Source organism: Tissierella sp. QWL-11, from assembly GCF_058683765.1.
In genome coordinates this window covers 987,772-1,010,387 of the sequence record NZ_CM178750.1, presented here as the reverse complement: position 1 = coordinate 1,010,387, position 22,616 = coordinate 987,772, and the positions used below count along the sequence as shown (strand labels likewise).

Genomic DNA, 22,616 nt, shown 5'->3' with positions numbered 1-22,616 from the left:
GATCACTCCTATTTTAACTCCCAATAATCTTTATTAGCTTCCATTAAATCATCTAATACTGCTTTAGCCTTTTGTGGATTTACTATAGATCTATTTAAAGTAAGAGCTTGTAATGCCTTTATATAGTCTCCTTCTAGGGCTGCCTCTACAGTTAATTTTTCATAGGAATTTTGATTTTCCATAAGTCCCTTATAAAATGTCTTAATTTCTCCATAAGGATATAATTTAGCTCCATCTTTTCCGAGTTCACCTGCTACCTCTACAAAGGAATCTTCAGGCATATTTGAAATTATGCTCTTATTTTTATTTACTCCCATTATTACAAATACATTGTTTAAATCAAAAGCTATGGATTCTGCAACTTCTACCATCATATTTCCATGAACTTCACCTATTAATAGATCTATTCCATCTAAAGACTGTTGATCTTTTGCCTTTTTTAATATATCTAATACTTTTTTCTCTCGACCTCTTTGAGCTTCTTCTGCTCTAGTATGTTCCGGATCACTTGCCTTTGCTATATCCTCTGAAAAGAAATAATACTGTAAATAGGTGTTTGGAATATACTCAGGAAAAAACTCCATCATCTTATTTACATTTTTATAAGTGTCTAGCCAAGATTGTGCCCTTTGTTCTGCATTAAATGGTTGAAATTCATGCTCTTTTAAATATTTTTTAAGCTTTGGAGCTAAATCTTCTCCAGTCTTTTTATTGAAAAGTCTAGTAAACCAACCAAAATGATTTAATCCAAAATATCTAGGCTCTATATCATACATATCCACATCTAGTATCTTTGCAAATGATTTTATCATAGAATATGGTTGATCACACATATTTAAGAGTCTATCATCATGTGGAAATACTTTTGATAAAGCTAGTCCCACAATCGCTGCAGGATTTGTATAATTTAGTATCCAAGCATCTGGAGAGTATTCTCTTATCTTTTTTACCATATGAACCATAGGAGCAATGGAACGCATACCATAGGCAAATCCTCCAGGTCCACAGGTTTCTTGACCTATAAGGCAATGGTTGAGAGGAATTTTTTCATCCTTCCCTCTCATTTCAAATCCTCCAACTCTCATTTGAACAAAAGCATAGTCTATATCTATATAAGCTTTATCCTCATCATCTGTAAATAAAAGTTCTACATCAGGGCAATATTTTTCCATTGTAAGTCTTATATAGTCCTCTTGTACATTCATTCTATCTTTATTTATATCAAATAGGATTAATTTTTTTAATGGAAATCTCTCTTTATAATTTACTAGACTACCAATAAGCGCTGGGGTTCTAGTACTCCCAGCCCCTACAATTGTAACTACCAACTCTCTTCTATTCAATCTATACACTCCCTTTGTCTATCTCAATACATGAAATCAGTATTTGGACTAAACTATGAAGTCCAACCCTTGAAATCAAATCATTATACTTAGTTCTTGTATCATCTGCAAAGCAAAACATATTATAGTTAGAAAGTTTTTGTAAAGTATTATTCGAAAAGGCCGTAATAGATATTACATCTATATTTCTAGCTCTGGCAGTTTTTGCTAATTTAACAATATTTTCTGTCTCACCTGATAGAGATATAAGTATCACTGTTTCATCAGATGCTATAGACTCTCCCAATACATCTATAATATTTATATCTTCAACTAATATAGCCCTTATATCTAAAAGTGCAAGTCTAGAACTAAGCATATTGGCAATAGGCCCCGAAGCCCCTCTACCTACTATATAAATAATTCTAGATTCTAATATCTTTTTTATAATCCTTTCTACATTTTCTTTGCTTTGCAGAGATAATGTTTTTGAAACTTCCATATTTATACCTTCTAATATTTCATCAAAAGTTAAATTTACCTTATTTTCTTCTTTATCTTTTAAATAATCTTTTACATAGTATCTAAGCTCACTGTATCCTTCAAAACCAAGTTTCTTTGACAGATTGATAATCGAAGTCTTAGATACAAACAAAATATCCCCTATACTACTTGCAGGTAAATCTTGTATCTTTTTTGGATTATTTATTATAAATTCAACTATCTTTTTTTCTAAATCTGTTAATTCATCATATCTCTCTGTCAATTTACTTAGTTTCAATTCTAAGCCAGCTCCCCTCTAATCTCTCTATCTACAGCATTTTTTACAAACTCAACATTTGGACCAAATACTATGTGTATATGGTTTTTAGCTGGAAAGAAGATTCCAGATGTTCCAGACTCTTTTAATTTTTCCTTATCTACTATGTGCATATCCTTTAGATCTATTCTAAGTCTAGTTACACAGTTTTCTACACTCAATATATTTTCCTTTCCACCTATAGCTTCTATTACTATACTTGCAACTTCATCATATTTTTTCTCTTGAAGAAGTGTACTGTAACTCATGTCTTCTTCTCTACCTGGAGTTGCTATATTAAACTTATTAATAGCCCAGCTAAAAGAAAAATAGGTAATTATAGCTAATGGAATTCCTACTATAAATAAATTGTACCATTTCGTATTTTCATACAATAACCCAAATATGGCAAAGTCAAATATTGTACCTCTTATATACCCAACTGCTGTTCCTAATAATGCAAGAAGTACACTACCTGTTGCAGCTAAAAATACATACCATACATATAGTAATGGAGCAATAAATAAGAAGGAAAACTCCATAGGCTCTGTTATATTACCTAAAAATGGAGTTAAAACCATTGTAATTATTATACCTTTTACAAAAGGCTTATTTTTTGCATATGAAGATCTATACATTGCAAGGCCTATTGCAGGTATCATAAATAAAGTAACTAGCATTTGATTTTGAGCCATAAATCTAGTTAATTCTGGTACCATATCCCAAGCTTTATGGGAAGGCCCTAGCTCAAATAATATTTTATTTAATGCAGGAAGCACGCCTACAAACTCTTCTCCTGCTATCATATAAGTTCCACCTGCTGCTGTAAATCTAAGCATAGCACTCCAAACATGATGAAGTCCAAATGGGATTAATAATCTAACCATTACTATGTTTAGAAATACGCCTATAGGTCCACTCAATATAATTGATGACATGGAGATAAGTGCCTTTGTTATATATTGCCACAAAAATAGTATGATAAGTCCTATTACTATAGTCGCTCCAATGGTAACTATAGGTACAAATTTTTTACCGCTAAAAAATGCAAAGGCTACAGGAAGCTCTTTTTCATGATATTTATCAGTCATAAATGCAGCTAATAAACCGCTTATTATACCCCCTAATACATCAATTCTAAGTGTTTGAATACCTAGAATCATACCTTGACCAAGTTGTGCCATTTGTTCAGGTGGAGCTAGATTACCTGTAGATTGCAGCCATACATTTATTGTGCCGTTTAAAATCAAATATGAAATTATAGATGAAAATACTGAAATTCCCTTTTCTTTCTTAGATACACCATATGCCACACCCATTGCAAATAAGATTGGAATATTGCTGAAGATTACTCCTGCTATACTTCTTAAGCCTAATAAAATAGTTTGCAATGTAGCATTCCCTAAGAACGGCACCCTTTCAATCATGTACCCTTGAACCAATGCTCCTGTAAGTCCTAGAACCATACCTACTGGTGCCATTACTGCTATTGGAAGCAAAAGGGATCGGCCAAATCTTTGAATTTTTTCACTTGCCTTTTTCTTTCTTATCATCTCCACATCTCCTTTTCTGAATATTTAGAAACTATCCTTAATAATAGATTATTATACTTATACTCATTTAACAACCATTAAACTAATTTTAAAACTATGACCATCACTTTGTACTTTGGTCATTTTTTATGACTAAAGAAAGCTTTGTATTTTGAATTAATTAATTATATAAATAAATATCTAAAAATAATATTATCTTAAATGGGTATATTTATAATATATAAATAAATTTAAAGTTTGAAAGGGGATTTTTATGGAAATTAGAAAAGATGTTATAGTCCCTTTGGGATATGGAAAATTTATTAGATCTGATAAAATTATCGGATTAGAGCCTATTGAAGATGATAGAGGTCCTGGGAAAAGGACATATGTATATGTGGATGGAATTAAGAGTCCTATGATAGCTTCAAGAACAGAAACTTCTATACTCTCTAATATAGTTGAAACTCCCACAGAAATAATGGAGGCCACAGCTGCAATAGAACTTTTAAAAGATATACTTGACGATATAAATCAAATAGGACCTATGCTTAAAAAAAGCATAAAAAAAGAAGCTAAACTTGACCTAGAAAAAATATCATTAAAGATCGAAGAGATAATTAATCATGATATAGAAGAATAAGGTGCAGATCATTTATGTCTGCACCTTATTCTTATTTCTTATATTATATCTAGTATTTCTTCTGGATTTCCCACTATAAAAGTAGTACCGTATTTGTATAGCTCTTCTCCACCTCTAAATCCCCAAAGTACACCTACACTATCCATAGATGCATTTTTAGCAGTTAAGATATCTACATTTGAATCTCCCACATATAATATATCTTCTACTTTTAAATTCATACATTTAGCTATTTCTAAGGCAGATGTAGGATCTGGTTTTTTTAAGACTCCATTACGATCTCCATATACCTTTACAAAGGGGATATCATTAAAATATTTATCCACTAAATTATTTGTATAATCATTTCGCTTATTTGAATTTATACCTAGTTTTATCCCTTTTTTATTTAATGTATTTAATAAGTCTATTACTCCTTCATATGGCCTAGTTTTATTAAGATAATTTTTATCGTAAAAATCAGCAAACAATTTTACCCCTTCATCTATCATCTCTTCATTAGTATTTTTAGGGAAACTATTAATTACTAAGCCCTTAAATCCCCCACCAACTTTTAGTTTATACTCATCATAAGTAAAAACAGGAAAATTAAGTTTCTCTAGTACTTCATTCATACTATCTCCTAAGTCTTCTATGGTGTTTAATAATGTTCCATCTAAGTCAAAAATAATACCTTTATATTTGTTCATCTTAAACATTCACATCCTTTCCTAAAGTTAAAGCTTGTTGCTTCTTCTTTATATCTAATCTTTTTTCACTAAATTACCTTATCAAAAATAAAGGATTTTATAACTGCAAAATACTCTCGAATATATGACTGGACAATAATTGATGGAGGTATTTCAGCTGGAAGTCCATATGGATTCACCCCTAGCCTTTTCGCCAAGAATTTTGCTCTAAATATATGATATTTATTAGTAGCTATTAATACCTTTAAATTTCCATTATTTTCTACATTTTCCACTTTATCTAAGCTAAACTGTAAATTCTCGAAGGTAGATGTTGATCTATCTTCAACAATTATCCTATTATTTTCAATACCATTATCCACCAAATATTTCTCCATTGCCTTTGCTTCTGGTATATATTCATCTATTCCCTGTCCTCCAGAAACTACTACTTTCACATCTTTATTTTTAATTAAATAATCCTTAGCCACCTTTAATCTTTCTAAAAGAGCAGGTGAAGGAACATCTCCATATAACCTTGCACCTAAAACAACTACATAATCCACCTTTTGTGTAGTTGTTTTACTACCCTCAATTAGTATAAGCCCTTGAATTATTAAAAAGGATGTTAAAACTATTATTCCTAAAAAAACAAGTATTTATATGCTATTTTTCCCATTTGATTCTCCATTTAATTAATTATCTATTCTCTTAAAGTATTCTACAAATCCATGCTCCAAATCTACAACTACAACATAGTTCCCATCTTTATCTCCATAAGTTTCATGTTTGTCTTTTTCATATAAGCTTGGATATAAATCTGGCTTCTTTATAACTTCAATAGATTCACCTAAATATTTATCTATAAATTTATTTGCCAACTCTAATGCCTCAAATTGACTTAATTTATTTTTAACTAGCTCATAACCATAACTCTTTAGATGATATTGTTTAAGTTCTTTATCTTTATTAAATAAAGCTTCTATCTTTATTAAAACTTCTTCATCATTTTTCTCTCTCATATATAAAAATCTTGTATTAGATAAGGGATTCTTATAAGTATATATTTCATCTCTATTAAATATATTTTCTGGAATATCATTATCTAATATATCATGTAATAAATCTATTTCTTGAATATAATTTTTATTGTCATCTTCTACAAAAGTCTCTTCATTGACCATTTTAAAAGAACCTAATATTTTTTTGCCTTCATTAGATATCTTTACATAGGAATCTTGAGTCTCTGGATAGAATTGAAAATCTCTACAAAATAATACTTCCAAATACATTCCATCTCTATATCCAAGTAGATAATCCCCTTCATAGGGCAAGTCAGCTACTACAGGATATTCACTACCCCTTATTTCAAATACAGGACCGAAGTTATCAACTCCATCTTCCATAAATTTCTCAGCAGTTTCTTTATCATAGACATATAAAACTCCATTTTCTGTCTTTATTATTGCTTCTTCTTTCCATGTATTAGGAAAGTTTAAGGTATAGCCATATTCATCATTAAAGTATAAAAATGTATTTTCAATCTCTACTTCACCAGAAAATTCACCAATCAAAACAATTTTATTCTTTTCATCCCAGACAACCTTGTCTCCTAAATTTTCAGCAATAAATCTAAGAGGAATAAATACCTTACTCTCTTTCACAAATGGCTCTACATCTAATTCTACTTCTCTGCCATCTACTTTCGCTTTGTTATAATCTATTGTGAATTCTATATTTCTATTGTTTTTCTTAATACTTACCCTTTCATCCTGTTCTATATGTTCTACAGCAAAACCTAGACCTTCAGAAATAGACCTAATAGGTGCTAATGTTCTGTCATTTACAATTAGGACATCATCATCTAAAACTTTACCATTTATGAATACCTTAATTGAACTATTTTCTGCCATTACTGTTACAGTAAAGATCATCAAAACCAAAATTGTTAATATTAAACACCTACTTAATTTTTTCATATTATCCCTCCATCATTTTTTAGACTTGTCTTCTCTATTTAATATTTATATAGAATTAGTATAATTTAAATTTATTCCAAATTGTTTCTTTATTATTTGTCTCAAAATTAAAAATTAATACAATATTATCTTAACACAATATAGATAATAACTATAGTGCCTACTGCTAAGTATTCTGCGTAAAAACTATATCATCAATTTAGAAAAACTCATCTATAGATAAACAATATTAATAATTAAAAAAGTTAAGGCGGACAATTATCGACTTCTCCACCTTAACTTTATATTCCTAATCAAATTTAAATAAATTTAATCCTACATCTTCATCAAATCTTCTATCCACTTCTCCTTCAATAAGTTCTATTATAATTTCTCCAGTTCCACTTATTACTGCAGAGTTTAAGTGTCCACCACGGATATTAAAATTATCATCGCCTAAAGCTATGTGCAAGTGTATATAGACTTCACCTTTCATAGTTGATATATTTCCATTTAAGGCTACTATTTCCATATCTCCTTCTAAGTCTTTAGAATAATATTTTTTAGTAGAGGTTAAAAATAATCCTACTGTCGCTTTATCTACAGCTCCTATGCCAGAAACTTTTGCTAGTTTTATCTTTTCTTCTTTAGCAAATCTTTTTAATGATTCAACTATCTCTTCTTCTTTTTCAAGTTTTAAAATATATTTGTCATTGAATCTTTTATATTTCATGCTATCCCCTTCCCTTCTCTATAGCTATATTCATAACTTACCCTAGTATATAACTTTTTCAGGAAAATTAAAGTAACAACATCTACTACAGTTATAGTAGATATATCCTGAATTAAAGTGTTCATAGTTTTAACTTTATAACTTATACCTGCTACACATCTGAACTACCCTCATCGCTGTAATTGCAGCTTTTTCAACTAAACTATCTACCTCCTTTATAGCAGTTTTTAGATCCATAGGTCTATTAATTATGTCTATAACTAAATCTATTCCTTGATTTATATTGGCATCACAAAAAGCTATAAGTCCTGCACCTAATCCCCCAGCTGCTCCTGCCCCCTTTATATTCTCCATCATATTTTATAATAGTATCTTTTTTAAAATCCATAGTTCTTTTTGCTCCCCCATGGAATTGCCCAATTCTATCTTTATCAGTACTTGCAATTATAAATCCCTTTTCATCAAAGTAATTTATATCTTGCTTGATTATTTCCTTTATTTCTTCTACTATATTTTGAGCTATAAAATTGGCTATCTTCACACTAAAACCTCCAATTATATATTAATATAATTCTATCATAAATATAATCGAGTAGGAGGAAAATAATTATTTTATTTTCCGTCCTCTCACACCACCGTACGTACCGTTCGGTATACGGCGGTTCATTAAGACAGTCTAGCTTTTTCATACTGTGAAGATAAACTTTTAAAACCATGACTAATCAGTCTTTGATTAGTTATGGTTTTACTTAGTATTGGACTAATTGATGTTCTCCAGTAACTTTTCCTTGTATTTGCATACTCCCAAGCCTTGTATTTAGGTACTCCTAGTTTCATTAGATTCTTAAATCTTGTTCTACCTAGTTTCCATGTTTTCCATACACAAGCTCTAAGTCGCCTTCGTACCCATTTGTCTAGTTCTGTTAGTAATCTTTCTAATCTTTTCTTTAAGTCTTTCATAACTCTTGTTATGGGTTCTAAATCTAATTTTACCTTTTGAGTAGTAGAAACTGTATCCTAGAAATTTTCTTTTAGTTAGTGGAGATACTGCTGATTTCTCAGTATTTACTTTTAGTTTTAGTTTTCTTCCTAGAAATTTAGTGATGCTCTTAAGGACTCTTTCTCCTGCTCTTGTGCTTTTAACATAGATATTACAATCATCAGCGTAACGGCAGAATTTATGTCCTCTTATTTCTAATTCTTTATCTAATTCATCAAGTAATATATTGCTGAGTAATGGGCTTAAAGGACCACCTTGGGGTGCTCCTTGTTCTGATTTGACTGCTATACCATTTAACATTATCCCTGAGTTTAAATACTTCCTTATTAATTTTAATACTCTTTTGTCTTGTATCTTTCTTGATACTAAGTTCATTAATATGTCATGGTTTACATTGTCAAAGAACTTTTCTAAGTCCATATCTACAACTTGTTTGTATCCTTCATTTATATATGTTTGAGCTTGTTTTAGAGCCATGTGTGCACTTCTTCCTGGTCTAAATCCATAGCTATTATTTGAAAATGCTCTATCGAATATCGGATTAATCACTTGGTTTATTGCTTGCTGGATTAATCTATCTACTACTGTTGGTATTCCAAGGAGTCTTATGCCTCCATTGGGTTTGGGTATTTCTACTCTTTTTACTGGTTGTACTTTGTATTTTCCATCTAACAGATTTGCTTTCAAAGTTTCGTAGTTTTCTTTCAGGTAGGTTAGAAGTTCATCTACTCTCATTCCATCTATTCCACTACTTCCTTTGTTAGCTAGTACTCTTTTGTATGCTTCAAAGATATTTCTCTTATCTACAATCTTTTCGAGTAGATTTTCAGTATTAAATCCCGACTTGGTTTTCAGATTTGACTTCGCCGACAAATCACTATACGCTCCCTGTTTACCTTGAGTTTCCATCTCTACTTCCACAGTCCAGCCCAAATCTTTGGTTTTCTGTATTCTTTTCATGTTTGTTGAGATTGCCAAACTTACTCACCTCCCTAATGTTCAGTCCTTCCAAGATTATCATGATTAATCTTGTACTATGACTTCTGCTGACTTCTGATAATTCAGTTACATATCACTATGTAGTTTGTCATGTAGACCGTAGTCTTTTATGACTTATCTATCAGACCTCCCCAGGTAAGAATACAAACTTTCTCTCCATATATCTGCTACATTTACTTCCCCTGTTTCGGATAGTTTAGGACTTTGGTTTGTATTGCAACCTCATCCACAAGGTCAAGCCTCAAATGTAGTTCGTGTACCTCAGACCGGAGTTTTGCCGCCGACTTCCTTCAGATTCCACCTCACAGTGGACACCCTTGTCTTAAGCTAACGGTTGGCACTATCAACCCCCGTATCGGACTTTCACCGACTAGTTTGCGTCCATGCTGGGCGCACAATAAAAAGGACGGTCAAAAGACCGCCCTAAATTTAATACTCTACTTGTGATACTATCTCATGTAATTTATCTGATACTTCTTTGTTCTTCTCCATTATCTCATTTATATGATTTATTGCCTGTGCAATATCCATATTCTTTTCAGCTATATTTGTAGTAGCCTTTGTAGATTCTTCTACTGTTATATTTATATCACCTATAGACTGAGCCACTTGAGTTATAGTTGCTGATAATTCTTCTGCTGTTGCTGATAGATTTGAGATTATATTGTTTAAACTTTTACCATCTTCTTTGTATTCATCTACAGCATTTACCATCATTTCATAGTCATTTATTACATTTTTTTCCAAGAAATCTATTAGATCTTTTGTACTGTCTACTAAAGTATCTACTACCTTAGTTACTCCCTTAGTAACTTCCTGGATTTCTCCTACTGTAGAATTTGAGTTATCTGCTAGTTTTCTTATTTCATCTGCTACTACTGCAAATCCCTTTCCAGCTTCTCCAGCTCTTGCTGCTTCTATAGCTGCATTTAGTGACAATAGACTAGTCTGCTCAGATATTTCTAGGATTGCATTTGATAATACATTTATCTGTTCTACTTGTTTTGATGATTCTATTGCCTTTTTTATTTCATCCCTTGTATTTGAATATATATCCATTGTATTGTCTTTAGCTTGTACAAATTGGGTATTTAGTGAATCTGCCTTTGTGCTTATTCCATTGGTTGTAGTTGAGGCTTCTTCTACTTTTTCAGTAAAGTCAATTGTTGCGTTATCTATTTCTCTACTAGATTCATCTAGGGATATAGTAGATGCTGAAGTTTCTTCCATACTTGCTGATAGTTCTTGTGTTGTAGCTGACGTATCTTCTGCTTGATCTACTAAAAAATTTAATCTCTCTAGAGTCTCTTCATATACTTCTTGATTTGTATCTATAGAAGCTTCCATTTCTTTTATAAAATCCTTTAATTTACTAATTATCATACTAAAGGAATTATACATGGTTCCTATTTCATCTTTTCTATTTAACTTTTTCTCATCTATTTCATCTTTTAGGTTTAAATTCCCTATATTCTCTGCAATTCCCACAGCATTTATTATTGGTTTTGAAATAGAGTTTGATATATATAATGCTACGGCTGATGCAAGTAAAATCGCTAATATTGCAGTTATTATTGTGTATTTCACTGCATTATCTATAGTTCCAAGTGCATAATCTTCAGGAACCCCTACTCCTACTATCCAGTCTGTTTCAGATAATAGCTTGAAGAAAAATAGTCTTTCAACCCCATCATAATCTTTTGCCATTTTATCTGTTATATCTTTATCTTTCATACCTATAAGAGTGTTAAATTTTCCATCCATTATACTACTTACACTTGTAAAGCCTTCCTCTGTAGGTCTATATTCTTCATTTGTATGGGATACTATATCTGCATCATTATCTATTAAAAAAGCATATGAACCATTCCCTAAATTTACAGATGATATAAAGTCTGTTAGATAATCCATCTGGATATCAGTAGCAATTACCCCTTCTCTTCCATCAATTGTTTCAAATGATTTGGCTATGGATATTACCATATTTTGTGTTCTCTTATCTACATATGGCTTTGAAACATAAAAGTCTTCTTCTTCCATTGCTCCTGTATACCATGGTCTCTCTGTTGGATCATAATCTGGTTTTATCTTCATAGGATGTACATAATATTGATCTGAAAATGCTATGTAATAATGATTCCCTGTATTCCTATTGGCAGCTTTTTTCAAATACTCTGCCCCATAATCAAGATCAAAGTTATTTATAAGTACATATGATGAGATAACTTCTTCTAATGTATTTTTCTGTATAGATATCCATTTATCTATATCTTTTGCTATATTGTCAGTTTCTAATTGTACTCTATCATCTATGGCCTTCTCTAAACTTTTGATAGATGTCATATAGTTAATAAAAGATACTGACACAATACTAACCAAACACACCAATACTGTAAATAATATTAATTTGTTTTTCAACTTCACATAATCTCCCCTTTCCTATTATATATCGACAATGATGAATAAAATTTAATAGGATTTAGGATTATCAAATTATTCTGAAATATGGTTAGTATTTTCCCCCTGTATAAATCCCTTAAAATTATTTATAGCTATATTCATAAGTCTATGCCTAGTTTCCATAGGAGCCCAAGATATATGAGGAGTTATGATTACATTTTTAAATTTCAATAATGGATTATCATCTTCTATAGGCTCCTTTGATACTACATCAAGAGCCGCAGCTTTTATCTTTTGACTTTCTAAGGCTTGTACTAAATCCTCTTCTAATATTAGTCCTCCTCTAGATGTGTTTATCAAGATTACTCCATCTTTCATCTTTGCTATAGAATCTTTATTTATAATATCCTTAGTATTTTCTATAAGGGGGCAATGCAAACTTATTATATCCGAGTTCTGTAAAAGCTCATCTAAGCTTACATACTTCATTTTTTCATCTTCTAGTTCTTTTTTAGGATTATTAGCTGTAGCTAATATATTCATTCCAAAACACTTTGCTATTTCTCCTACCTTTCTACCGATACTTCCATATCCAATTATCCCTATTGTTTTTCCTGACAATTCCATAAGTGGATAGTCCCAGAAGCACCATTCACCTCTTTTAGACCATTCACCAACCTTTACTTTATTATTATGATAAGCTACGTGATTAGTAACTTCTAGTAACAGGGCAAAGGTCATTTGTGCTACTGCATCAGTTCCATAGTTTGGAACATTGGTAACTGTAATTCCATTTTTGTTTGCATACTCTACATCTATAATATTGTAACCTGTAGCAAGTACACCTATATATTTTAAGTTTGGAAGAGCGTCTATTACCTCCTTGTTTATTATAATCTTATTTGTAAACACTGCATATGCATCTTTTCCTCTTTCAATAGTCTTTTTAGTATCATTCTCATGATGGTCTTTACCATTATATATTTCTAAATCACCATATTGTTTTAACTCCTCCCAAGATAATTTACCTAAATTTAATGGATATTCATCTAATATTACAATTTTCAAGTTAACCATCCCTTCTATTCTAGATTTATATTATTTTATATCTATGAATCTTCAATTTCCACTATGATACCACTATATTAAAATAATGCCAACCCTAAGTCATTACTTTAAACTTAGAATTGGCATTATAAATTAAAATATTCATTTTCAGTATGAGTAAAGTATCTTTCTATGATATAAGATATTATATCTACTATACCTAGAAAGGTTTGATTTTTAGATAATGTTAGAGTTTAATAAACTATCTATATCTATAGGTATTAAACTTTTTCATAACTTCATCCATCTGATCTACATTTAACAATTTTGGTTCTCCTAAAGTCTTTGTCAAATAATATATCTCAGATACAAATTCCAAATGCTCTGCTGTAGAAAAAGCCTTTTGAACATCAGCTCCCAATGCTATAAGTCCATGATTTCCTAGCAACACTGCATTTCTATCACCAATGGCTTCTAAAGCATTTTCTGCTAATTCTTGAGAACCATATGTTGCATATTTGGCACATTTTACATCATATCCAGCCATCCCAATCAAGTAGTGTACTGGTTTTAAATCCCAGCCCATACAAGAAATTGCAGTTGCAAACTTAGAATGAGTGTGGACAATTCCATTTACATCTTCTCTATTTTTATAAAATATTAAATGCATACCTAATTCGCTTGAGGGCTTAAGATCCCCATCAACTACATTTCCCTCTAAGTCTACTACAACTATATCTTCAAGCTTTGTTTCAAAATAATCTAAACCACTTGGGCTTATTGCTACTAAATTTAACTCTCTATTAAAGACACTGATATTTCCTCCTGATCCTGTAGTCAAGCCATTAGTAATAAGTTTTTTCCCATGGTCAACAACTAATTGTCTTTCCTTTTCCATTAACATATTAATTTCACTTCCTTCACATCCACGTTAAATTTGGAAATTAATAGTACTCTTCAACTTCCGTTTCAAAATATCTATTTAAATCATAGGGTGCAAATATTCCTTTATCTGTAACTACTCCACTTACTAGATGTGGCGGAGTGGCATCAAATGATGGATAATATCCTTTAACACCTTCTAGTGTGTTTTTAACCCCTCTTGCTTCTAATACTAAATTAGGGTCTCTTTCTTCAATAGTTACTGTTGAAATTGTAGGATGTCCTACATCAGGTAAACCAGTTACAAAGTATGGAACTCCATGGTATTTAGCTGAAATAGCTATTTGATATGTGCCTATCTTGTTTACAATATGTCCATCTAAGCATATTACATCAGCAGCAGATGTAAATAAATCTATTTTCTTTGTAGTCATTGTAAAGGCTGGCATATTGTCAGTAATAACTGTTGTATCAAAACCTTGACCATGAGCAACACTTGCTGTCAATCTAGCTCCTTGTAAATATGGTCTAGTCTCTGGAACAAATATCTTTACATCTTTATTTCTAGCTTTAGCTTCTCTAAGCATTGTCCCCACAATTGTTTCTCCAAAACATTGAGTCATTATATTTCCTTTATTTGGGAACATATCTACTAAATATTTAGCTACTGTACTCATAGTAGAATACCTGCGGTTTAAAGAATCTATAGTACGTAAAAATATAGCTTCATCTACTCTTTTACCTTCTTCTATGGCAACTTTTGCAGCTTGCAAACATCCCTTTGTAACTAATGACATTCTGCTTGCTGTAGTTGGTCTTGCATGAGATAATGTATATGCAGCTTTTTCTAGATACTCCCACATTTTTTCTTTAGGCATATCTCTACATTCATAAGCAGCTAAAGCCATACCCATCCCTGCAGCAGTATATGGCCCTGCACTTTGGGTTACCATATCAGTTATTGCCCTTGCTACTTCTTGATGAGTTTTACAGTTTGCAAATTCTACCTTTGTTGGATATATTCTTCTATCTAATATTCTAACTTTTCCATTTTCATACCATGCAACATTTTCATATTTTAGCATAAATGCCATTCCATCATCTTCTCTTCTCATATTTTTCTCCCCTCCTTTAAAGTTTATATTCAATCTTTTTATAATTCTGCTAGTATTCTTTTGCTTCTATTATTTACCTCATGAATAACTCTTTCCACATCCATTGTAATAAGTTCTCCATTTTTATATACAATCTTCCCGTCGATCATTGAAAGACAAATATCATCTGATTGAGCTGAGAATACAATGTTTGATAATATGTCATGGATAGGTTGTAGATGTGGCTTATCTATATCAAATACTACAATATCAGCTCTATTTCCTACCTTAATCTTTCCACAATCTTTTCTTCCTTGAGAAATTGCTCCATTGTAGGTAGCTAACTTCATAATTTCTTTTGTTGTCATAAATTGGGGATCATTTGTAATTCCCTTATTGGCCATTGCTGCTAAATTCATCTCTTCTATCATATTTAAATTATTATTAGAAGAAGCTCCATCTGTTCCTATACTTACATTAACTCCCATTTCCATCATCTTTTTGATAGGAGCAAATCCACTTCCAAGTTTTAAATTACTAGAAATACAATGGGCTACTGTTACACCTTTATCTCTCAAGATATCAAAGTCTTCTCCTTCAATCCATACACAATGAGCTGCTGTTAGAGGCTGATCTAATAAGCCATTTTTTTCAAAGTAGGCTAGTGGAGTCATTCCAAAACGCTGTTTACACTCTTCATGTTCTTTTTTAGTTTCAGATATATGGGTTTGTATAATCATATTTTTTGATTTTGCCAACTCTGCAACTTCTTGAACTAGACCCTGTATTGATGTATACTCAGCATGAAGTCCCACATCAATACGGATACTATCATTTGGATCTTGCTTTAAAATTTCATACAGATTTTCCGTATCTCTATATCCCTTTAAGTTTTTGTAGTTTTCCCCTTCAGTAAACGAAGAAATCCCATGGCAAATATTTGCCTTTAAACCACTATCTTTTGTTGCACGAACAATATCTTCTATATTGAAATACATATCTGAAAATGAAACTGCTCCACTTTTAATCAGCTCTATTGCCCCTAATTTAGCTGCCCAATAGCAATCTTCTGGAGTAAGCTTTGCTTCAAAAGGAAACATCTTTTCATGAAGCCATCTATGAAGAGGCAAACCATCACCATAACCTCTAAGTATTGTCATAGGTATATGGCAATGGGTATTAAACAATCCAGGAACTGCAACCTTATTTTTCCCATCAAATACCTCTCCACTATAATCAATTGGTACTTCTTTACCAATATAAATTATTTTATTATCTTTAGTAACTATATTCATATGTTTTTGAATCTCATAATTCTCATCAACAAAATTAATATCTTTAAATAACATAATCTTCATCCTCTACTATTGACTTTAACTAATAATTAATCACATTACATTTCTTTTATTATTTCTCTAAGTAATAACTTAAATTCCTTTACAGATTTACCAGCAATTTCATCAACCTCATCTGTGGTAATCGGCTCATCTAAGATTCCTGCCCCCATATTTGTCATAAGGGAAAGCCCTAATACTTTCATTCCACAATGTGCTGCTGTTATGACCTCTGTAACTGTAGACATACCTACTGCATCTCCACCTAATGTCCTTATTAATTTTATCTCTGAAGGACTCTCAAATTGAGGTCCCATACAATAAAAATAAACACCTTCTTTAATCTCTAACTCAAGCTCTCCTGCCTTTTTCTTAGCTAATTCTCTATATCCTTTATCATAAACTTGTGTCATATCAAAGAATCTTGGTCCAAATTCTTCAATATTTTTGCCCCTCACTGGACTTGCTCCCATTATCTTTATATGATCTTTTATTATCATAATGTCACCTGGTTTGTATGAAGTGTTAACTGCCCCAGCTGCATTTGTAAGAATGACCGTCTTAACTCCTAATAGGTGGAATACCCTTATAGGAGTAACTAGTTGTTCAAAATCATATCCTTCATAGTAGTGAAATCTACCAGACATACATACAACTTTTTTCCCATTTAATTCTCCCAAAATTAACTTTCCAGCATGAGACTGAACTGTAGTTGTTAAGAAATTTGGTATATCTTTATAATCTACAACTATAGGGTTTTCAATTTCTTCTGATAAAGTTCCTAGACAGGATCCTAATATCAAAGCAATTTCTGGCTTAAAATCAATCTTACTAAGTATGTAATCTGCACTTTTTTTAAAATATTCATAACTATACTTCATCTTTTCATCTCCTTTTTTAAAATTATTTATTATAAATCTCTCTGTTTCTCCAGCTGTATTTGTAACTTTCTGAGTAGATTGTATCATATGAAATTTTCCCAAACAATCTTTTTAAAATTAATTAAATAAAAATACCATTTAGTAGGCACTAAAAGGTATTTTATTTGTTAATTTATTGTATTTAAAAATTCTCTAGCTACTTTAATTTGTCTTATTACTTCCTCTGGAGCTGTTCCTCCAAAAGACTTTCTTCTTTGTATACATGAATAATTATCTAAATCTATTAATTCAATTCCCTCTAATCTCTCATCTATTGATTTTAAATCTTCTTTTTTAATATCTTCAAGAGATATGGATTTTTCTTCACAGTATTTTACCATCTTCCCTACTAATTCGTGTCCAGTCCTAAATGGTATTCCTTGAATTACTAAAGATTCTGCCAAATCTGTAGCATTTAAAAATCCTTCATTCATATGTTTTTCAATATTTTTATATTTGAATTCACTATGTTTTAACATATTTGAAAATATTAAAATACAATTTTTAACCGTAGCAATCGTATCAAATAATATCTTTTTGTCTTCTTGAAAATCCTTATTATATGCCATTGGTAGACCTTTTATTAATGTCAATATGCTCATAAGATTTCCGTATATACCTGAAGTCTTACCACGAATTAATTCTGGCATATCTGGATTTTTCTTTTGAGGCATGATGCTACTACCTGTACAAAAGCTATCATCTATATCTATAAAGTTAAACTCTTGAGAATTCCATATAATAAACTCTTCAGAAAATCTACTTAAATGTGCCATACATATAGATGCAAAGGAAATAAACTCAACTACAAAATCTCTATCTGCCACTGTATCCATTGCATTTTCTGTAGTATTTTTAAATCCAAGTAGTTTAGTCGTAATTTCCCTATCTATTGGAATAGTAGTCCCTGCCAATGCCCCTGCTCCAAGTGGATTATAATCTACTCTTTTTAAACAATCTTCAAGCCTTTCAATATCCCTTTTAAACTGTTGAAAATATGCCATCAAATGAAATCCTATACTTATAGGCTGAGCATGTTGTAGATGAGTAAAACCTGGCATCAATTTATCTATATTCTTCTCTGCCTTATCAACTATTACTATAGAAAACTCCTTTAACAATTCTAGTATCTCATATATCTCATCCTTTAGATACATTCGTACATCTACATTTACTTGATCATTTCTACTTCTTCCAGTATGAAGTTTCCTCCCTACATCTCCTATATTTTCTATAAGCCTTGTCTCAATAGCCATATGAATATCTTCATCTCTAAAGCTAAACTCTATCTCTCCACTTTCAATTTCTTCTTCTATATCTTTTAAACCCTGTATTATTGTATCTCTTTCTTCTTTTGATACTAAGCCTTTAGTTTCTAGCATAGTAACATGGGCTATACTTCCTTCAATATCATATTTATACAGTATCTGGTCTTTAGAAATGGATGCATTAAACTCTGCTACTAAATTATCCATTGCCTTTTCAAATCTTCCACTCCACAAACTCTTCATCTTATCCTCCTATTTGTTCATTGCCTCTATTTCTTCTATGGTTGTATTTTTGATTTTATACCCCCTTAATTTAGAAGCTATCATTATCATTATAACAAATAATACTATAGATATTAATAGGGTTATTGGACTTCCTGTAAAACCTGCAATAATAAATCCTATAAATGATACAAATCCATTTAATAATGCATATGGAAGCTGAGTCTTGACATGATCTACATGGTCACAACCTGTACCTGATGAAGACAATATAGTTGTATCAGATATAGGTGAACAATGATCTCCAAACATCCCACCTGCAAGGACTGCACCGATACAAGCGTGTACTGGTGAATTTATTACTACTGCCATAGGAATTACTAAAGGCATCATTATAGCAAATGCTCCCCATGATGAACCTGTTGCAAAAGAAAGTACTGCACCTATTAAAAATACTACTCCTGGAAGTAGCCATGCTGGCATATTCCCTTGAGTTACTCTAATTATATATTCTGAAGTTCCAAGTGCCTTACTAACCGAACTAAGTGACCATGCAAGGACTAATATCACTGCAACATACATCATTTTACTCATCCCCTTAGAATATATACTAAAGGTTTCATCAAATGTCTTTACCTTATTTATTACCATCATTGCCATTAATACTATGGCTGCAAATAGGTATCCTGTACTAAGGGCTGTTCTAAATTCGCTACCTGCTACCTTTTGGAAGGGAAATCCTAGAGGTATAAGTATCCCAAACATAGTAACCATAAGAACTAAAAGAGGTATCCATATAAGACTGGCTTTGCTTTCTACTATTTCTTCATCATCTGATTTTCTCATAGGATTCGAGCCTTCCCAGTACTTCACTCCAGTCTCCTGCATTCTCTTTTCCGCCTTAGCCATTGCACTAAATTCAAAACCTGTGTATGCAACTATAGGAACCATAATCATAGCAAGTATTGAATAGAGATTAAAAGGTATAGATTTTATAAACGCTGTCCAATCTGATTCAGCTATTCCTAGGGCATCATATTCTTTTTGAATTAGCCCCATTATATATACGCCCCATCCAATAAAAGGAACTAATACTGCTATAGGAGATGCTGTAGAATCTAATATCCAAGCTAATTTTTCCCTAGAAACTCTTAGCTTATCAAATAAGGGTTCAAATATAGGTCCTATTATAAGAGGTGTACCTAAGTCTGAGAAAAATATCATAATTCCACCTAACCAAGCTGCAATTTGGACTTTAAATCTGTTGTTTATTATCTTTGATACCTTTGTTGCAAAGGCAGCAGCTCCACCAGACTTTTCCATAAGAGCTATAAATCCACCTATAAATACTAACAATACTAATACTCCAGCATTATATGAATCTTGAAGCTGCATAAAATAATATTCCTTTATCATTGTGGTAACTGCTTCTATAGGCGAGCCTCCTACTAATATAAGTACTCCTACAAATACACTTACAAATAATGCTAATACTACATTTTTAAAAGCTATGGCAAATCCTATAGCCAATATTACTGGTATAACTGATAAAAATCCATAATCCATACTATCTCCTCCTTTTTTAATTTTATAAATAAAAAAACTCTCACTCCTAAGAATCTATTCTTAGGAACGAGAGTATATTTCGCGTTACCATCCTATTTTACTCGTATCTCACAATACAAGCCTCATTAAGTACATCATAAATAATATGATTATACTCTATCACTATAACAGGTGAACCTGTTGCAGCCTACTAAATTTCAGTGCAAAACTCAAAGATCCTCTTCACTTTAATCCACTTTGTTCTCTTCCACCAAATAGAACTCGCTGTAAAGTCGTTTTAAAGCTACTTTTCTTTTCATCGTTTTATTTTATTGATTATTTTACACTAAAGTATTATAAAAGTAAAGGACTTTATTTTGTAATTTTAAATTTATTCTTCATTCATGTATCTTACCTTGTCTTTTAAGTTGGCTAATTTTTAAAGTAAATTTAATTAAATTTATAAATAGTAACACCTCTATTATTCCAAATATAATTAAGGATAATATTTTACTTGTTTTTGGAAATAAATCAAATTTGAGCAAAGAAACTCTATATTGTGGAATATTATTTATATTAGTAATTAACAACATTATTCCAATAAAAAATATCATCATGATAATAGGCTTTCTTCTAATCTTTAGAGCATTAATTTTGTCTTGTATATTTGTATATATATCAAAAGGTTTTTTATCATTCTCCTTTTCTAGAATTAAAAATTCTCTTTTTATCATTCCTTTAGAAGTTGCTATTCTTGCACCTTTATCTGCATATGGTCTCCATCTTATATTTCCCATGGAAACTTTCCCAATACTTGCTGGTTTTTCTATACATCTTATATTTGATTTTTTTAAAAAATCTTCATAATTTTCAAGTTCAGAAATTGACTTATTCGCCACATAATCTATAGCATATACATATTTCTCTTTTTCACATTCTTTAAAATAATAAAATAAACCATCTGTTTTAATAAGCTTATAGCCTTTATCAGACATTTTATTTAACCACTGCTCTAAACTGTGTATAGGACTAAAGAAAATTTTAAACTTCCTAATCATTTTTCCCACCTCTATTATTTAGAATTTCCACTCCTATTTCATAAATCTCCTTTATCCGGGAAATCTCATTCTTAACTTGATCCTTTCCTTTATCTGTGATGATATAATCCTTTTTCCTCTCATTAGGGCCTTGTAGGCACGGTTCTATCCACCCTTTTTTATGTAAATTGTTTATAGCTCCATAAAGTGTTCCTGGTCCAAAAACTACCCTACCTTTAGTTTTCTTCTCTACAAATTGCATAACACCATAGCCATGATTTGCCTCAAACATAGACAACAATATTAAAAAAGCTGTTTCAGTTAATGGTTCTTGTTTTTTATTCATATAGCACCTCTATTACACTATACGTAGTAGTGTTTTCTTTTATTATATCGTGTTGCGTAGTACGTGTCAATTAGTATCTTCAACATAAAAAAATAAACAGCTTTACCAAATTTGATATTGATAAGCTGTTTATTTTTATTCTCTACTTGATATTTCCCATAAATACAAAGATGCCACAGTTCCATAAGGGGTATATCTATTTTTATATACTTCAAACTCTTCCTTTGATAAATCCTCTAAACCATATAATCTCATTATACCTCTACGAATACCTAAATCTTTATAGCTGAGTATATCTGGTCTTTGTAAGGAATGTATAAGTAGCATCTGGGCAGTCCATTCTCCAACACCCTTAAGTGATATAAGCTCTTTTATTACTTCTTCATCTGGTAGATTATGAAGATCATTAAAATCTATAGTATTTGAAATAGCTGCATCGGATATCCCCTTTATATAATCTGCTTTTCTCATAGACATACCACATTTTTGTATCTCTTCTGCTTCTAACTTATACATATTTTTCGGGGTAATTTCACATACTAAGTCTATTAATTTACTCTTTACTGTAAGAGCTGCTTTAGTAGATATTTGTTGGCTTATTATGCTGGAAATTAGTGCTGAAAATATATCTTGGTCTATTTCCCTTTGGATCATACCTATTTTATCTATCTCTTTGCCTAATATTGGATCTTTTTCTTTTAAGTAGTTTATTTCTTTCTTAGTATATTTATAGTAATTCATAGGCAACTCCTTTTTATTTATTCTCCAAGCATCCATTTACAAATATCAGATATCCTAATTCATCTAAAATAAATAGTACCGTATTTTAACCAATTTGTCAAAATCAGGAGATTTAAAGACTAATAA

The 22,616-nt window shown here is 31.2% G+C and carries 23 protein-coding genes and 1 other annotated feature; of the genes, 1 reads left to right on the top strand and 22 read right to left on the bottom strand.

Features of this window, described 5'->3' with window-relative positions; genetic code table 11:
* Positions 1–8 precede the first annotated feature (8 nt).
* The 3 genes from AC4PG3_RS04785 to AC4PG3_RS04775 are packed head-to-tail and all read right to left on the bottom strand — an operon-like array spanning position 9 to position 3,674.
* Positions 9–1,343, bottom strand: coding sequence for a family 4 glycosyl hydrolase (locus tag AC4PG3_RS04785; protein ID WP_492197928.1), 1,335 nt, complete (start codon positions 1,341–1,343; stop codon positions 9–11).
* Position 1,344: 1 nt separating this feature from the next.
* Positions 1,345–2,103, bottom strand: coding sequence for a MurR/RpiR family transcriptional regulator (locus tag AC4PG3_RS04780; RefSeq protein ID WP_492197927.1), 759 nt, complete (start codon positions 2,101–2,103; stop codon positions 1,345–1,347).
* A 2-nt stretch (positions 2,104–2,105) separates the two neighbouring features.
* Complete coding sequence (locus tag AC4PG3_RS04775) at positions 2,106–3,674, bottom strand: PTS transporter subunit EIIC (protein WP_492197926.1); 1,569 nt, start codon at positions 3,672–3,674, stop codon at positions 2,106–2,108.
* Between the two features lie 253 nt (positions 3,675–3,927).
* Between AC4PG3_RS04775 and AC4PG3_RS04770 the strand changes: the two genes are divergently transcribed.
* Complete coding sequence (locus AC4PG3_RS04770) at positions 3,928–4,296, top strand: hypothetical protein (protein ID WP_492197925.1); 369 nt, start codon at positions 3,928–3,930, stop codon at positions 4,294–4,296.
* Between the two features lie 38 nt (positions 4,297–4,334).
* Here the strand turns inward: AC4PG3_RS04770 and AC4PG3_RS04765 are convergent, their stop codons facing one another.
* From AC4PG3_RS04765 to AC4PG3_RS04675, 19 genes are all read right to left on the bottom strand, one after another.
* Positions 4,335–4,985 (bottom strand): HAD family hydrolase, encoded by a 651-nt coding sequence (locus AC4PG3_RS04765; RefSeq protein ID WP_492197924.1) that lies wholly within the window; start codon positions 4,983–4,985, stop codon positions 4,335–4,337.
* Positions 4,986–5,053: 68 nt separating this feature from the next.
* Complete coding sequence (locus AC4PG3_RS04760) at positions 5,054–5,530, bottom strand: YdcF family protein (RefSeq protein WP_492197923.1); 477 nt, start codon at positions 5,528–5,530, stop codon at positions 5,054–5,056.
* A 129-nt stretch (positions 5,531–5,659) separates the two neighbouring features.
* Entirely contained in the window at positions 5,660–6,943 is a 1,284-nt protein-coding gene (locus tag AC4PG3_RS04755) for a copper amine oxidase N-terminal domain-containing protein (RefSeq protein ID WP_492197922.1), read from the bottom strand.
* 289 nt (positions 6,944–7,232) lie between these two features.
* Positions 7,233–7,655, bottom strand: coding sequence for a PPC domain-containing DNA-binding protein (locus AC4PG3_RS04750; protein ID WP_492197921.1), 423 nt, complete (start codon positions 7,653–7,655; stop codon positions 7,233–7,235).
* Between the two features lie 135 nt (positions 7,656–7,790).
* Positions 7,791–8,009 carry a glycerate kinase gene (locus AC4PG3_RS04745; protein ID WP_492197920.1) on the bottom strand — a complete coding sequence of 73 codons (219 nt, stop codon included), beginning with the start codon at positions 8,007–8,009 and terminating at the stop codon, positions 7,791–7,793.
* The gene (locus AC4PG3_RS04740) at positions 7,945–8,196 is read right to left on the bottom strand and encodes a sugar diacid recognition domain-containing protein (RefSeq protein ID WP_492197919.1); all 252 of its coding nucleotides are present in this window, start codon (positions 8,194–8,196) and stop codon (positions 7,945–7,947) included. Before AC4PG3_RS04740 ends, AC4PG3_RS04745 begins: the two co-directional genes overlap by 65 nt.
* 125 nt (positions 8,197–8,321) lie before the next feature.
* The gene (locus AC4PG3_RS04735; RefSeq protein WP_492197918.1) at positions 8,322–8,615 is read right to left on the bottom strand and encodes a group II intron maturase-specific domain-containing protein; all 294 of its coding nucleotides are present in this window, start codon (positions 8,613–8,615) and stop codon (positions 8,322–8,324) included.
* The gene (gene ltrA / locus AC4PG3_RS04730; RefSeq protein ID WP_492197917.1) at positions 8,545–9,633 is read right to left on the bottom strand and encodes a group II intron reverse transcriptase/maturase; all 1,089 of its coding nucleotides are present in this window, start codon (positions 9,631–9,633) and stop codon (positions 8,545–8,547) included. The genes AC4PG3_RS04735 and ltrA overlap by 71 nt, the downstream gene beginning before the upstream one ends.
* A gap of 450 nt (positions 9,634–10,083) precedes the next feature.
* The gene (locus AC4PG3_RS04725; protein ID WP_492197916.1) at positions 10,084–12,072 is read right to left on the bottom strand and encodes a methyl-accepting chemotaxis protein; all 1,989 of its coding nucleotides are present in this window, start codon (positions 12,070–12,072) and stop codon (positions 10,084–10,086) included.
* 75 nt (positions 12,073–12,147) lie between these two features.
* Complete coding sequence (locus AC4PG3_RS04720) at positions 12,148–13,122, bottom strand: D-2-hydroxyacid dehydrogenase (RefSeq protein ID WP_492197915.1); 975 nt, start codon at positions 13,120–13,122, stop codon at positions 12,148–12,150.
* Positions 13,123–13,363: 241 nt separating this feature from the next.
* On the bottom strand, positions 13,364–14,005 hold the full coding sequence (locus AC4PG3_RS04715; RefSeq protein ID WP_492197914.1) for an L-fuculose-phosphate aldolase: 642 nt from the start codon (positions 14,003–14,005) through the stop codon (positions 13,364–13,366).
* A 40-nt stretch (positions 14,006–14,045) separates the two neighbouring features.
* Positions 14,046–15,098, bottom strand: a complete 1,053-nt coding sequence (locus AC4PG3_RS04710) for an S-methyl-5-thioribose-1-phosphate isomerase (RefSeq protein ID WP_492197913.1) — start codon at positions 15,096–15,098, stop codon at positions 14,046–14,048.
* 38 nt (positions 15,099–15,136) lie between these two features.
* Positions 15,137–16,426: an amidohydrolase gene (locus AC4PG3_RS04705; protein ID WP_492197912.1), complete on the bottom strand. Its 1,290-nt coding sequence runs from the start codon at positions 16,424–16,426 to the stop codon at positions 15,137–15,139.
* Between the two features lie 44 nt (positions 16,427–16,470).
* A complete protein-coding gene (locus tag AC4PG3_RS04700) occupies positions 16,471–17,379 on the bottom strand; it encodes a purine-nucleoside phosphorylase (protein WP_492197911.1) in 909 nt (302 codons plus the stop codon).
* A gap of 80 nt (positions 17,380–17,459) precedes the next feature.
* Positions 17,460–18,842, bottom strand: a complete 1,383-nt coding sequence (argH, locus tag AC4PG3_RS04695) for an argininosuccinate lyase (RefSeq protein ID WP_492197910.1) — start codon at positions 18,840–18,842, stop codon at positions 17,460–17,462.
* Positions 18,843–18,851: 9 nt separating this feature from the next.
* A complete protein-coding gene (locus AC4PG3_RS04690; protein ID WP_492197909.1) occupies positions 18,852–20,387 on the bottom strand; it encodes a Na+/H+ antiporter NhaC family protein in 1,536 nt (511 codons plus the stop codon).
* 59 nt (positions 20,388–20,446) lie between these two features.
* Positions 20,447–20,695: a binding site (T-box leader), on the bottom strand.
* 69 nt (positions 20,696–20,764) lie between these two features.
* Positions 20,765–21,424, bottom strand: coding sequence for a DUF2812 domain-containing protein (locus AC4PG3_RS04685; RefSeq protein ID WP_492197908.1), 660 nt, complete (start codon positions 21,422–21,424; stop codon positions 20,765–20,767).
* Positions 21,417–21,749 (bottom strand): PadR family transcriptional regulator, encoded by a 333-nt coding sequence (locus AC4PG3_RS04680; protein ID WP_492197907.1) that lies wholly within the window; start codon positions 21,747–21,749, stop codon positions 21,417–21,419. Before AC4PG3_RS04680 ends, AC4PG3_RS04685 begins: the two co-directional genes overlap by 8 nt.
* A gap of 135 nt (positions 21,750–21,884) precedes the next feature.
* Positions 21,885–22,490 (bottom strand): DNA-3-methyladenine glycosylase family protein, encoded by a 606-nt coding sequence (locus tag AC4PG3_RS04675; protein WP_492197906.1) that lies wholly within the window; start codon positions 22,488–22,490, stop codon positions 21,885–21,887.
* Positions 22,491–22,616 lie beyond the last annotated feature (126 nt).

Bases quoted from the DNA above. Each gene is read 5' to 3' on its own strand.
- AC4PG3_RS04775 (WP_492197926.1), bottom strand. From the start codon at position 3,674: ATGATAAGAAAGAAAAAGGCAAGTGAAAAAATTCAAAGATTTGGCCGA.
- AC4PG3_RS04770 (WP_492197925.1), top strand. From the start codon at position 3,928: ATGGAAATTAGAAAAGATGTTATAGTCCCTTTGGGATATGGAAAATTT.
- AC4PG3_RS04765 (WP_492197924.1), bottom strand. From the start codon at position 4,985: ATGAACAAATATAAAGGTATTATTTTTGACTTAGATGGAACATTATTA.
- AC4PG3_RS04755 (WP_492197922.1), bottom strand. From the start codon at position 6,943: ATGAAAAAATTAAGTAGGTGTTTAATATTAACAATTTTGGTTTTGATG.
- AC4PG3_RS04750 (WP_492197921.1), bottom strand. From the start codon at position 7,655: ATGAAATATAAAAGATTCAATGACAAATATATTTTAAAACTTGAAAAA.
- AC4PG3_RS04745 (WP_492197920.1), bottom strand. From the start codon at position 8,009: ATGGAGAATATAAAGGGGGCAGGAGCAGCTGGGGGATTAGGTGCAGGA.
- AC4PG3_RS04735 (WP_492197918.1), bottom strand. From the start codon at position 8,615: ATGAAAGACTTAAAGAAAAGATTAGAAAGATTACTAACAGAACTAGAC.
- AC4PG3_RS04715 (WP_492197914.1), bottom strand. From the start codon at position 14,005: ATGTTAATGGAAAAGGAAAGACAATTAGTTGTTGACCATGGGAAAAAA.
- AC4PG3_RS04710 (WP_492197913.1), bottom strand. From the start codon at position 15,098: ATGAGAAGAGAAGATGATGGAATGGCATTTATGCTAAAATATGAAAAT.
- AC4PG3_RS04705 (WP_492197912.1), bottom strand. From the start codon at position 16,426: ATGTTATTTAAAGATATTAATTTTGTTGATGAGAATTATGAGATTCAA.
- AC4PG3_RS04700 (WP_492197911.1), bottom strand. From the start codon at position 17,379: ATGATACAATCTACTCAGAAAGTTACAAATACAGCTGGAGAAACAGAG.
- argH (WP_492197910.1), bottom strand. From the start codon at position 18,842: ATGAAGAGTTTGTGGAGTGGAAGATTTGAAAAGGCAATGGATAATTTA.
- AC4PG3_RS04690 (WP_492197909.1), bottom strand. From the start codon at position 20,387: ATGGATTATGGATTTTTATCAGTTATACCAGTAATATTGGCTATAGGA.
- AC4PG3_RS04685 (WP_492197908.1), bottom strand. From the start codon at position 21,424: ATGATTAGGAAGTTTAAAATTTTCTTTAGTCCTATACACAGTTTAGAG.
- AC4PG3_RS04680 (WP_492197907.1), bottom strand. From the start codon at position 21,749: ATGAATAAAAAACAAGAACCATTAACTGAAACAGCTTTTTTAATATTG.
- AC4PG3_RS04675 (WP_492197906.1), bottom strand. From the start codon at position 22,490: ATGAATTACTATAAATATACTAAGAAAGAAATAAACTACTTAAAAGAA.